The sequence below is a fragment of the Chryseobacterium sp. CT-SW4 genome (assembly GCF_048572715.1).
In the GTDB taxonomy this organism is placed as follows: Bacteria; Bacteroidota; Bacteroidia; order Flavobacteriales; family Weeksellaceae; genus Chryseobacterium.
Genome location: NZ_CP183840.1, coordinates 3,411,197 through 3,424,518, shown reverse-complemented (window position 1 = coordinate 3,424,518; position 13,322 = coordinate 3,411,197). Strand labels below are relative to the sequence as shown.

The following is a 13,322-nucleotide window of genomic DNA, read 5'->3' as shown; positions in this document are numbered from 1 at the left end:
GGATTAATTGAGTTGAGGTTGTTCGTCGTGCGTAAGTTTGATCTCTATGTCTGCAGGATATTGCTGTAAAATAAATTCTGCAATTTTTTCTGCCGAATAGACGGATCTGTGCTGGCCGCCGGTACATCCAAAGCTGATCTGAAGGTTTTCAAATCCTCTTTCAAGGTAATTGTCAATATTAATGGAAATGATATTTTTAACCAGCTCCAGGAATTTGGGCATCTCTGTTTTGGTCTCTAAAAACTCCTGGACAGCAATATCTTTCCCCGTTTGAGATTTATATTCTTCTATTCTTCCCGGATTAAGTATTCCCCGGCAGTCAAAAGTAAAACCACCTCCATTTCCTGTTTCATCTTTAGGAATACCTCCTTTTTTGTACGAAAAGCTATGTATATCAATATGTAGCATACGATTTAATTTTTTTATGCATTAATGATTGATGATATCATTAATTTTTTGTTTGATTGTTTGTGTTTCTAGTTGCAAAATTACTTTTTCCAGTTCTGGAAACTCCTGTAGATCTTTCCAGTTCTTAGCAAAGTATGTAATGTTTTCTATTCCTTTTTCAATACTGGCGATGAAATGGGTTTTTCTCTGAATAAGCCCTCTGAAACCATAAGCCCCCAGAACTTGTAAAAATCTCATTAGCTGCATGGGCTCCACTGAGTTTTTCAGTTGATCCTGTATTTCCATATCCTCGAATTGCTGAATATAGAAGGAAAGCATCTCATCTTTAAAAGTGTCGGGGAAATTCGCTTTGGCCTGAAATAGAAAGGAAATCACATCATACATCAACGGACCTTTCATAGCAGACTGATAATCTATAAACGAAACTTCATTCTTTTGGTTAACCAGAATATTTCTTGCCTGGAAATCTCTTATCATTAATCCTTTGGGCTCAAGTCCTTCCATAATGGAAGCCAGTTTTTTAAACTCCTTTAAAAGGGTAGACTTATGATATTCCAGCTCTAAAACATCAGCCACAAAGTTCTTAAAGTAGTAAAGATCATGGGTTACGGGAAGATCATCATAGCTTTTATATTCAAAAGTACGGTTATAGTCGATCTTTCCTTTAGTTTTAATTTGGAGTTGGAATAGTTTTTCTAAAGTTTGCTTTACTAAACTTTTTACACGTTCCGAAAGACCTTCTTTAGAAATAATCTCGGATAAGGTGTATTCTCCTAAAAATTCCTGGATATAAATCCTCTGATCGGGTGAAACTGCGAGGATATGCGGAGTATTAAGTTTAAGGTGGGAGAATATTTCAGAGAAATAAAAAAAACTTTCATTTTCCTGAATATTTTCATTATAAGTGATTATGTATCTTTGATTTTCATTTTTTCCTGAATAATTAACTCTCGAAGATCCACTTTGAGCTAATTTGGTAAATTCAGACGACTTTTCACCTATATAGTTTTCAAAAAATATTTTTGCTTTTTCGGAATTCATAATAGGAAACAAATATAATAAATTGCAGGCGAATTTCTATCTTTGCATTATGCTAAAGGATTTTAAACCCGTTTTAAGCATTTTATTGAGATTTATTATTGTTTATCTCGTTTTGCTTTTTGCTTATCAGTTTTACTTGAACAGCTTCCGAGAAGGTGGATTGGATCCCTTTTCCAGGATGATTGCTGAGCAGGTAAGGCATGTTCAAAATGCACTGGGTTTTCCTACCCAGCTTTATAATGATGTGCCTAAAGAGCAGGTTTGGTTTTATGTGAAAACAGACTATGTGTCAAGGATGGTGGAAGGCTGTAATGCTATTTCGGTGATGATTCTTTTTTTAGCTTTCATTTTTGCTTTTTATAAAGGGACAAAGACATTTGTTTTTGCATTCATAGGCCTTATTTTACTATATATAATGAATGTCCTGAGAATTGTGGGGCTTAATATCGTAATTTCGGATTACAGAGCGTATAGCAAAATTACCCATGATTTTGTTTTTCCGGCTATAATTTACGGCACGGTGGTCGTACTTTGGCTTGTATGGATTAAATTTTTTGCATTGAAAAATGAAAATTCTTAATTGGTTTCTGGTCATAGTCGGGATAATGGGTCTGGTAGGAGTCCGCATAATGGAAGATAAGCTCTTCTACGATCCTTTCCTGGATTACTTTCATGTGGCCAATAAAGATATTCCTTTTCCGGCTTTCACCTGGGGACCTTTAGTTATGGGATATCTTTTAAGGTTTGTTCTCAACCTGATTTTTTCCTGCCTTATTATTCAGTGCCTGTTTAAAAATAAACAGTGGACCATCCAGGGCGGATTGCTGATGGTTATTGTCTTTGCCATTACTTTTCCTATTTATCTTTACTGTGTGTATGATCAGTTTGAAATTGGATATCTCTTTTCTTTTTATATGAGAAGATTTGTGATCCAGCCTCTGATCCTTTTACTTATTGTACCTTTATTTTATTATAGAAAACAGGTCTTAGCGAATAAGAACTAATCCGCGGTATGCTTTTGAAGGTTGGTTACATTTTCGGCTGTCCAGGTTACTCTTTTTACAAATTCTTTTTCACGGACAGGGCAGTCTTTCACCTGGCAGACCGGACATGAAAACGGCTTACAGTCGTCCATGTGAAAATTAAACTCAATATTACGGTCAATATTTTCTACCAGTAGAAAGATTACATTTTCCATTTCTTTATGGGCATCACGAAGGCTGTAATACCAAGGCAGGGTAATATGGGCGTCAATGTGCAGGGAAGAACCGAATTGCTGGATTTTCATGTTATGAATATCAATCCATTCCACCTTTCTGTTGGCTTCAAGAACTTCAATAATTTTATTAAGGATTTCCGGGTCCTGTTCATCCATAATTCCACTCAAAGATTTGCGGACAATTTTGTATCCCACAAAAATAATATACACCCCAAAAATCAGGGCAACCACGGAATCTATCCAGTATATTTTAGTGAAGTGAACAACTATTAAACTTAAAACAACGCCTATGGTTGTAACGGTATCTGATTGTAGATGCTTTCCCGAAGAAATCAGTACCAGGGAGTTTTCCGCTTTACCTTTTTGTATTGATATATAACCGAGCAGATAATTAACAACTGCTGTGGCGGCAATGATCCAGATCCCAAGGTCTAATTTGTTTAGTACTTTTCCTACAATTAAACTATTGATCCCTTCATAAATGATCATTATTCCGGCAATGGCAATCAGGGCTCCTTCTATACCTGACGTGACAAATTCCACTTTCCCATGGCCATAGGGATGGTCTTCATCCCTAGGCTTAGCGGCAAGATGCAGGGAATAGAGCCCCATAAAAGCACTGATTACGTTCACTATACTCTCCATGGCATCCGAAAATACGGCATCGGAATGAGTAAGCTTCCATGCAATAATCTTTCCTATAAACAGGATAACTCCAAAAACAGCAATAAGTCTTTGAAACCCTATTTTATCTAAACTGTTGTGGTGAGAATGATTTTTCATAGTTTGATAAAAAAAAGAATCTCAATTTGAGACTCTTTTTTATTTTTGTTAGTTTATACTAAGTTTTTTTGTGCTAAGTATTCTGCAATCTGTACTGCGTTGGTCGCAGCCCCCTTCCGCAGATTGTCTGCCACAATCCAGAGGTTGAGCGTTTTCGGCTGTGAAAGGTCCCGTCTTATCCTTCCGACGAATACTTCATCTTTACCTTCCGAATATAAAGGCATCGGGTATTGATTATTTTTCACATCGTCCATAACGATTACGCCCGGTGTTTCTGCCAGGATTTTTCTCACTTCATCTAAATCAAACTCATTTTCGAATTCTATATTCACACTTTCGGAATGTCCCCCCTGTACCGGAACTCTGACAGCGGTTGCGGTAAGGTTAAATGTATCGTCACCTAAAATCTTTTTAGGCTCTTTCATCAATTTAATTTCTTCTTTCGTATAATCGTCATCTGCAAAAACATCACAATGAGGCAAAGCATTTTTGAAGATTTGATAAGGATAAACTTTTGTTACGTCCTCATTTCCCTCAATTTCAGAGTTTAGCTGATCTACTGCAGCCTTTCCGGTACCGGTAACAGACTGATAAGTAGAAACAACTACTCTTTTCAGGTCATATTTCTTATTAAGAGGCCCCAAAACCATTACTAGTTGAATCGTAGAACAGTTCGGGTTGGCAATGATCTTGTCTTGTGGAGTTAATACATCAGCATTGATTTCAGGAACGACTAGTTTTTTATCGGGGTCCATTCTCCAGGCTGAAGAGTTATCGATAACAGTTGTTCCTACTTCTGCAAATTTAGGAGCATACTCCAATGAAGTGGATCCGCCTGCTGAAAAGATGGCGATATCCGGTTTAGCTGCGATAGCGTCATTCATGCTTACAATCGTATACTCCTTCTGTTTATACTTCACCTTCTTACCAATAGATTTTTCTGATGCTACCGGGATTAATTCTGTTACAGGGAAGTTTCTTTCTTCCAAAACTTTAAGCATAACTTGTCCAACCATTCCGGTTGATCCTACTACAGCTACTTTCATTTGAGTGTTTAAATTATTTTTTAATTAATATATTATGCTCCAAAGACCCTTGTCCATGGAAACGCGAATGCAAATAATCCAACGGCTATAAGTCCCATGATCACAATTCCTATGGAAATGGTGTCGTTGGACTTTACTTTTTTGTTGATGACAGTCAGTAATACAGCTGCAATCAACATAGAAAACGGGTGTTCTACAAACTGAAATCTCAAATCTGCATTTTTCATCACAGCCCCCATGTTCATACCTTTTGTAAAATTAATGATCAGCATAACGATCCCGACTAAAAACTGGATATGAAAAAAGATCATAGTGAAGAGGGTAGTTTTCTTTAAAAAGTTATTGACTTTACCGCTATATCCAAACATAGTAGCTAATAAGGCAATAATAAATAAAGCAACTAAAACCAGTTCAAGATATCCAAATCCTTTATGTGCATTAAGCAAAATGTTGTAAAAATCCATAGTCTATTTTTTCTTTTTTCTAGTACACAAATATAACAAAAAATCCCAGTGATAAAACCGGGATTTATATTATAAAATTCTAAATGATTAGAAGTTGAATGAAAGGTTGGCAGACCATGTTGTTCCAAATCCGAAATATACTCGGTTTGATGGGTCTATACCTTTATATAATGTAGCTTGATATGCTTCATACTCTTGTTGGCTGTTAAAAGCATCTTGAGTTTTAGCATGTACACTTGTTGCTCCGTCAGAGATATAAGTAGTATTGAATAAGTTATAAACATTAGCCCCAATAGTAAAGAATTGAGAAGTATTATTTAATCTTATTTTATAAGAGATCCCTATATCAAATAAATTGAAATCAGGTAATTGTAATGCTCCTCTTGATGTAGGTGTAGAGAAAGACTGAACATCAATAGACGAGTATAGTTTACCCACATATCTCCAGGTACCATAAATACTAAGATCTTTAACAGGCTTTACAGTAGCTCCTAATGAAGCGGTCATTTGTGGAATACTGTTACTGCTGGATCCTCCCACTTTTACACCATCTAAATAAAGAGTGGTTGTATTGGAGTCCCCGGTAACATTAATTGGGTTGTTGTTGTCATCAAACGTAGTTCCGCTGGCATTACCTTTATATTTATAATCTCCCCAAGAGAACATTCCTTGGAATTCCAGGAATTGGAAAGGCTTATAGGTTGCATCTACTTCTACTCCCATGTGAACCTGAGTGATACCGTTGATTTCAGCATATCCATTTAGCACTGTTCCATCACTCATGTCAAATTGCATGGATCTTCTTAACCATCTGTCTTTCCATTCAGTTCTGTAAAGGTTTACATTCGCATTTAATTTAGATGATCTGAATCCATATCCAATTTCTGCGGAAAAGATTTTTTCATTAGTTAATGTAGGGTTAAGAACCTGCTGGTTACTTGGATATACGGCATTCATGAAAGGTTGTTTGCTGTAATAACCGATATTTGCGAATACATTGTTATGTTCATCAACATTGTAGTTAGCTCCTCCCTTAACATTATATCCGAAAAGATTTTTAAATCCTGTTTTTCTGTTAACTACTTGTCCTTGTTGAGTTGTTACCCCATCAATTACAAAGTTGTCAATTCTTTGATAAGCCTGGTTAGAAATGGATCCCTGTACAAATGCAGATAGTTTTTCATTTGAATACTCAAGTTGTCCGAAACCACTGTACCATAAAACTTCTCCATCATTACTGTAACCGATCTGGTTGGAAAGGTCTGTTGTTTTTCCTCCGAATGGGTTCCATGAAAGTTGTTTGTAGTCAAAAACTTTGTTAACCACGTTTGGAGCAATATTTAAGTTTTTGTTATCCTTGTATCCGGCAGCACCATATAAATCAGATACAACCTGATAATGGTATCCATAATAATATCTGTCATCTGTACCTACTGAGAAGCTCCAGTTGTCATTGATTTTATGTTGGAAGTTAGCTAAAATACCATACCAGTTGTGAGAGTTGATACTAGCTCTACGGATTAGAGTGCTCCCGGCAGCAGCAGCATTTACATCAACAGCTTGGTTAGCCGCAAATACAGCATCGTAATCAAAGTGGCCCATATTATCATAGTAACCTGTCAAGCTCTTTCCGCCAACTCTTCCTAGATCTCCTGTTCCACCACCTCTACCATTGGACATATATAGAACGGTACTCAACTTGGATTTCTCATTCATATTCCAATCCCAGTTCAACATCATTACCGGTTTAGCATAATAGTTTGATCTGTTAGCTAAAGCTACTTTTCTTCCTTCAGCATTGGTGTAGTAACCATAGTCTGAATTATACTGTCTGTATGGAGTTCCGTCTTGATCCGGATTATATTTGATGTAATTGGAAATGGTAGGAGCATATGTTCTTTGATCATGCCACTGAGGGGCAGATGTTAAAGTAAACTGGAAGTTATGTTTTTTGTTAGGCTCCCAACCCAATGCAAAATAATATGCATAAGATTCGTAATCTGTATTTTCAATATAGGTACCTCCCGCTTGTCTGCTCATTAAGATGGATGAGGACCATCCGTCTGGTGACTTACCTGTGTTATATGCGAAAGATGTTTTTAAATAATCATCATTACCAACACCCAATCTTACCACACCTCCTCTTTTCATATCCGCTGAGCGGGTAAGGAAGTTGATGGTTCCCCCTACTGAAGCGATAGCCAGTTTTGATGAACCTAAACCTCTTTGTACCTGTAAAGTACTGGTAACATCAGATAAACCTGTCCAGTTGGAAAAATAAACAGTACCCCCTTCCATATCATTTACAGGCATACCATTTACCATTACAGCAATGTTTCGGGATTCAAATCCTCTCATTGTGATACCTCCGTCTCCGAAACCACCCCCTGATTTTGTTGCGTATACAGAAGGCGTTGTGTTTAGAATTTCAGGAAGCTCCTGATTCCCTAATCTTTCTATAATTTGCGCTGCTTTGATGGTAGAAACAGCAACAGGTGTTTTTCTATCTTTAGCGATATCCGTAACACCTTGTAAAATTACCTCTTCAATATCCTTGGACCTTGTTGACTTAACAGTATCCTGAGTCTCTTGAGCGTAATAAACACTAGCTGTAGATAATGTAATAGCTACAGTCAGTATTGATTTGTTGATTAATTTCATAATCGTAAATAATAGTTAGATTTAAATTTTCTGCAAAAGTCGGTAATTATATTTTAACTATTATTAACTATATGTTAATTTTTACTTAATCTTAATAATATTTAAATGCTTGATTATCAGTGTAATTTAAATATAACGTATTTTGATATGAAAAAAATCATGTTGAGTAGTTTTTAATGAAAATCTAATTATTTTATTAAAAACATAAAGACTATTTCATTGCTTTGAGACTTATATCAATATTCTTAGCGGAGTGTGTAAGGGCTCCCGCAGAAATATAAGTTACCCCCGTAGCAGCTATTTCTTTTAACATTTCCCGGGTAATTCCACCTGATGCTTCACTTTCACAAGCTCCATTAATAAGTTCAACAGCCTGCTTCATGGTTTTTATATCCATATTGTCCAGCATGATTCTGTCTACTTTGGCCTTGATGGCTTCCCGAACTTCATCGAGATTTCTGGTTTCAACCTCTATTTTAAGTTTCTTCTTATTTTTTTTAATATAATCTTTAGCCATTTTTACAGCATTCGTGATACTGCCATTATAATCAATATGATTGTCCTTCAGCATGATCATATCGTACAAACCATATCTGTGGTTGGTACCTCCGCCTATGGCAACTGCCCATTTTTCACAAATCCTGAAATTGGGTGTCGTCTTCCTCGTGTCCAGAAGTTTGGTTTTGGTACCGACAAGCCTGGCATCCCATTCATGAGTAAGGGTTGCGATCCCGCTCATTCTCTGCATACAGTTGAGGACAAGCCGTTCGGTGGATAAGATAGATCTTGCACTACCGGTGACAATAAAAGCAACATCGCCTGCTTTTGCCGTATCTCCATCTTTAATAAACCTTTCGACTTTCAGGTTTTTATCAAAGGTTTTGAAAATAAATTCTGCCAGTTCTACTCCTGCAAGGATACAATCTTCTTTTACCAAAAGTTTGGCGCTTTGCTGTAAATCTTTTGGAATCGTGGACAGGGTAGAGTGATCACCATCCTGAATGTCTTCTTCCAAAGCAGATTTTATAAATTCTTTAAGTGCTTTATCGGTTACGTAGCTAGGTCTTTTCATTTTTTTTTATTTAAGCAAGATCCTTATTATAAAATGCGCCCTTGTTTTCTGTCATTTCCATAGATTGGGTAATGATGAGATAGGCGACGGTAGTCAGGTTTCTTAATTCTGAAAGTTGAGGTGATAAAATAGAGTAATGGTAGATCTCATTCACGGCAGCTGCAATTTCCTGATGTTTTTGCAGAGCCATTTTAAGACGTTGATTACTTCTTACAATTCCCACAAGATCGCTCATCATCTCCTGAAGCTGCTTTCTCAGATAAGTGACTATAACCATTTCATCCATGATCTTCATTCCTTCTTCATTCCATTCGGGAACGGCTTTAAGATCATTAAAATTGAAATTGTTTTCATTAAGCAATACGACGGTCTTCATAGCAGCATTATGCCCGAAAACAAGCCCTTCCAGTAGAGAGTTGGAAGCTAATCTATTGGCGCCGTGAAGCCCTGAATTGGTGCATTCTCCTACGGCAAACAGATTTTTAATGGATGATTGTCCGTCCTTATCAATTTCAATTCCGCCCATCAGATAGTGGCAGGCAGGTACTACGGGAATGAGTTGTGTGAAAGGATCTATTCCTTCATCTTTACATTTTTTATAAATATTAGGGAAGTGTTCCAGGAACTTTTCATGATCCATTTCGCGACAATCAAGTCCTACATATTCATCTCCTGAAATCTTCATTTCATTATCAATCGCTCTTGCCACAATATCGCGTGATGCCAGTTCTTCCCGCTCATCGTACTTATCCATGAACTTTTCTCCTCTTTTGGTTCTCAGTTTGGCTCCGTCTCCCCGTACAGCTTCGGAAATCAGGAACAGCATTCCGTCTATCTTGCTGTATAAGGCAGTAGGATGAAACTGATAGTACTGCATATTGGAGACATTTCCCTTGGCACGGGCAACGAAGGCAATCCCGTCACCGGTAGCAATGGTGGGATTGGTGGTGTTTTTATAGACATGTCCTGCTCCGCCGGTAGCTACCAATGTTATTTTTGAAGTGATTTTTTTTATTTTTTTAGACTTTTCATCTAAAATATAGGCTCCATAGCAGGAAATATTTTCTTCATTCAGCTCTTTTCCCGGAACATGGTGCTGTGTAATAATATCAATGACATAATGATGGTCCAGGATTTCAATATTAGGACTGCTGTTGGCGGTTGCCAATAGGGCTCTTTCGATTTCAAAGCCGGTAATATCTTTATGATGTACAATTCTGTTTTCTGTGTGGCCTCCTTCTCTTCCCAATGCAAATTTGCCGTTTTTCATATCAAAATTGGCTCCCCATTCTACGATCTCGTTGAATCGGGCCGGGGCTTCTCTTACCACCATTTCTACCACGTCTTTTTTATTTTCTCCGTCTCCGGCACGCATGGTGTCTTCAATATGCTTTTCAAAATTGTCTTTTTGGAAATCTGTTACGACGGCAAGGCCGCCTTGGGCATACTTGGTGTTACTTTCATCTTCATCGGATTTGGTAACAATTATTATTTTGGCTTCTGGAAGTTGTTCGGAAACTTTAATGGCATAAGAAAGTCCCGAAATACCGGAACCAATCACTAATACATCAGCTTTTATCATAATCTTGCTTTAAGACAAGTGTCTAAATTAAATAAATTTGAACAATTTATCATCCGGTTTACGTACTTTTTTCATATGCTGAAAAGAATCTTCCCCGGACCTGTATCCTAAAGCGAGGGTTACCGTAACTTTTTCCGCCTCAGGATCAATATTTAATATTTCCTCTATTACATCCTGGCGAAATCCTTCCATGGGACAGGTATCTATATTTTCAATGGCGGCAGCATACATCAGATTGGCTAAAACTATATAAGATTGTTTTTCGGCCCAGTTGAAAATCTCCTCATCATTCTTCTCATTAATATGATGATGAATATTGTTTTTAAATGGATCTAAACTTTCAACAGTCACATTTCGTACTTCTGAGATATGATTAAAATACCCGTTGATATAATTTTCGTTAATGGATCTTTTAGAAATTATAACGATCAGATGGGAGCATGTGGAAACCTGTGAAGGATTATAAAAAGCAGGAATAAGTTTCTTTTTCATCTCTTCGCTTTCTACCACCAGGATCTTATAGGGCTGTAGACCCAGAGAGCTGGCTGCAAGTTTTCCGGACTGAAGGATATTCTGCAGGGTTTCCTGAGGGATTATCTCAGAATTGAATTTTTTTACAGAATATCTTTTACTTAAAGCTTCCAAATAGTTCATAAAACAAATTTAAGAATTGAATATGAATAAATTATGTTTTGAATAAAAAAAGAACCATTCCGGTGAGGGAATGGTTCCAATTAAAAAGATAGTTTTATTTTATTCTCTGTTTTTCACCATGATCCATCCTGAATATTTTAAAGGAGTGTTTTGTTTATTGTTCTCACTCCAGGTTATGGAATACCAGTAATTTCCTGTAGGGACTTTTCTTCCTCCGTTGGTCGTGCCATCCCATTTGTAATGGTTGGACTTATCACCATGATGGATTTTTGAACCGTATCGGTCGAAAATGTTGAACTCCAGATTCTGTTTGTTACTTAAAGCAGAATAGTCAATGACATCATTAACCCCATCACCATTCGGGGTAATTACATTGATCAGGTTAGGGATTGTGATGATAATGGCAACCGGCTCACAATTGTAGGCATCCTGTACAAAAATCTGAACTTCTCCTCTGGATAAATTTTTAAATACATTGGAATCCTGCCAGTTGATATTATCAATAGAATACCGGTAAGGAGGTGTTCCTCCTATAACATTGACCGTAATGGTATTATTGGATATGTCGACATAATTGATAACCGGCTGCTCGGATGGAATGATCTTAACGTTTTGTGTAACCGTACAATCTCCTGTTGTAAGTTTTACCCAGTAAGTCCCTACACCTACGTCAGAGATAGATTGAGTGGTTTCTCCCGTGCTCCATTCATAAGCATCAAATCCGGGACCTGCATCTAAGATTGTTTTTTCTTCTATACAAATTATTTTATCCTTTAAAATATCAGAGTAAACAGAAGGAATTACCACAAGAGTGACTTTTGCCACTGCATAACATCCGTTTCCGTTGGTTACTTTTATATAAACCACTCCGTTGGGTGCGATATAAGTGGTTGGATTTGTAATTGGGTTGGTATTATTAACAGCATCTGTTAATGAAGGAAAATAAGTTTTAGTAATCCCTACTTGCGTTGTTACTCCGGCAGCGGTAAGATTAAATGAAGCTGTAGAAGGATCTGTTTCAATAGGACACGATCTCAGGTTGGCATCATAGACTTCCACTACGGGATAAATGTCAAGGGTTATCTCAGCAGTGTCTACACATCCTTGGGGTGTCGTTACTTTTACAAATACATTTCCTGCCGGGGATGGATAATTAGTAGGATTGGCAATTTGATTGGTTCCTGCGTTCAGGTCATTCAGGGTGGGATAGAACTGCATGGTCACATTAGGAACATTGGTCACATTCGCACTCGTCAGATCGAAAACGGCAAAGCCTGCATTATTATTGTTACATCCGGTGAGCGTTACATCATTCACGGTAAAAGGAGACGGATCAAGTTCTATAACTCCGTCGCCGTTATCGCAAAGTGTAGAAGACGGGTCTTTAATTACTACGGTAATCGTCGTATTTCCGGTATATTGGAAATTAGTAGGGTTGGCTATTGGGGTTGAGCTTCCCAGTACATAATAAGTGAAAATATAGTTCCCCGGATTATTTACAAATTGGGAGTTATAGGCGGTTAAATCTACGGAACCGTTACCGGTTGCCGGATTCATGCATACATAGGGAGTTACGTTATTTTGTAAAATAGGAACTTTATCAATGTATACTTTGGCATTTTTTATAGAGTGTCTGGCACTGGCCGCCCCTGTTGCCGCAGAAAACCCGAAATATCCCTGTGTCATCCCGATAGCTCCTCCCGAAGGGGCAAAAGATTGGTTTACAATAAGGTTTCCGTCAATTCTTATTTGTATGATCCAGTTGTTGGTGTTGGCCATATCAACTTCGCCGTTTACTTCCACATGCTTATAAGTCGAACCTACAAAAGGTTGGGTAGAATTTAAGTCGGGGGAATGGAAAGTGCTGCCCGGTGTATTATTATACTCGATATTGGAACCGGCGGTGTCATTGGTTCCGTATAATAAATGGATTTTACTCATCTGTCCTTCCGTAGAGTTATTAAAAATATCAAATCCTACCATAAGGCCTGATGCATTAGCCGGTATTCCTAGACTGCCACCCGATACATAGGCTGTCGGAGGATTAGCCAGATACCAGAATGTAAACCCATCCCCTCTGCCATAGCTGGCCGTCCCGTTTCCGTCAATTCTGAAATCAAATTCTACCTTCCACTTGTCACAATATCTTAAGTTGATAGGTGTTGCAAGCTTAATAGCTCCGAATAAACCTGTTTGATCTGCAGTCAGCTGTACAAAGTCTGTGTTTACATTCGCGTTCGAAACAAGGTCCCAGCCTGTAGTATTAACAGGGTTTCCCGTAAGCTGGTAAGTCTGGGAATATACGGTTATGGAAAAATACAGTGAGATAAGTGTAAGAAAATAGGATAAAGCTTTTTTCATATGTGCAGGTGGTATTAATAATTAATTATTA

Annotated in this window: 12 protein-coding genes; 2 read left to right on the top strand and 10 right to left on the bottom strand. The window is 37.5% G+C overall.

What is annotated here, in order from left to right:
- Positions 1–3 precede the first annotated feature (3 nt).
- Positions 4–408, bottom strand: coding sequence for a RapZ C-terminal domain-containing protein (locus ABJ974_RS15415; protein ID WP_419869108.1), 405 nt, complete (start codon positions 406–408; stop codon positions 4–6).
- 21 nt (positions 409–429) lie between these two features.
- Complete coding sequence (locus ABJ974_RS15410) at positions 430–1,449, bottom strand: aminoglycoside phosphotransferase family protein (protein WP_419869107.1); 1,020 nt, start codon at positions 1,447–1,449, stop codon at positions 430–432.
- A 49-nt stretch (positions 1,450–1,498) separates the two neighbouring features.
- Here ABJ974_RS15410 and xrtF point away from each other — a divergent pair, with 49 nt between their 5' ends.
- Both xrtF and ABJ974_RS15400 read left to right on the top strand, forming a co-directional pair.
- Positions 1,499–2,029, top strand: coding sequence for an exosortase family protein XrtF (gene xrtF, locus ABJ974_RS15405; protein ID WP_419869106.1), 531 nt, complete (start codon positions 1,499–1,501; stop codon positions 2,027–2,029).
- Positions 2,016–2,453 carry an exosortase F system-associated membrane protein gene (locus ABJ974_RS15400; protein ID WP_419869105.1) on the top strand — a complete coding sequence of 146 codons (438 nt, stop codon included), beginning with the start codon at positions 2,016–2,018 and terminating at the stop codon, positions 2,451–2,453. Before xrtF ends, ABJ974_RS15400 begins: the two co-directional genes overlap by 14 nt.
- On the opposite strand, the gene ABJ974_RS15395 is transcribed toward ABJ974_RS15400, so the two are convergent.
- The 8 genes from ABJ974_RS15395 to ABJ974_RS15360 form a co-directional block, all read right to left on the bottom strand.
- Positions 2,450–3,451, bottom strand: coding sequence for a cation diffusion facilitator family transporter (locus tag ABJ974_RS15395; RefSeq protein WP_419869104.1), 1,002 nt, complete (start codon positions 3,449–3,451; stop codon positions 2,450–2,452). The two genes, ABJ974_RS15400 and ABJ974_RS15395, sit on opposite strands and share 4 nt — an antisense overlap.
- 53 nt (positions 3,452–3,504) lie before the next feature.
- On the bottom strand, positions 3,505–4,497 hold the full coding sequence (locus ABJ974_RS15390; protein ID WP_419869103.1) for an aspartate-semialdehyde dehydrogenase: 993 nt from the start codon (positions 4,495–4,497) through the stop codon (positions 3,505–3,507).
- 32 nt (positions 4,498–4,529) lie between these two features.
- Positions 4,530–4,961 carry a hypothetical protein gene (locus ABJ974_RS15385; RefSeq protein WP_419869102.1) on the bottom strand — a complete coding sequence of 144 codons (432 nt, stop codon included), beginning with the start codon at positions 4,959–4,961 and terminating at the stop codon, positions 4,530–4,532.
- Positions 4,962–5,048: 87 nt separating this feature from the next.
- A complete protein-coding gene (locus tag ABJ974_RS15380) occupies positions 5,049–7,622 on the bottom strand; it encodes a TonB-dependent receptor (protein ID WP_419869101.1) in 2,574 nt (857 codons plus the stop codon).
- Between the two features lie 211 nt (positions 7,623–7,833).
- On the bottom strand, positions 7,834–8,694 hold the full coding sequence (gene nadC / locus ABJ974_RS15375; protein ID WP_419869100.1) for a carboxylating nicotinate-nucleotide diphosphorylase: 861 nt from the start codon (positions 8,692–8,694) through the stop codon (positions 7,834–7,836).
- Between the two features lie 10 nt (positions 8,695–8,704).
- Positions 8,705–10,276 (bottom strand): L-aspartate oxidase, encoded by a 1,572-nt coding sequence (gene nadB, locus ABJ974_RS15370; RefSeq protein ID WP_419869099.1) that lies wholly within the window; start codon positions 10,274–10,276, stop codon positions 8,705–8,707.
- A 27-nt stretch (positions 10,277–10,303) separates the two neighbouring features.
- Positions 10,304–10,930, bottom strand: coding sequence for an NAD(P)H-dependent oxidoreductase (locus ABJ974_RS15365; protein WP_419869098.1), 627 nt, complete (start codon positions 10,928–10,930; stop codon positions 10,304–10,306).
- Between the two features lie 99 nt (positions 10,931–11,029).
- On the bottom strand, positions 11,030–13,291 hold the full coding sequence (locus ABJ974_RS15360) for a T9SS type B sorting domain-containing protein (protein ID WP_419869097.1): 2,262 nt from the start codon (positions 13,289–13,291) through the stop codon (positions 11,030–11,032).
- Positions 13,292–13,322 lie beyond the last annotated feature (31 nt).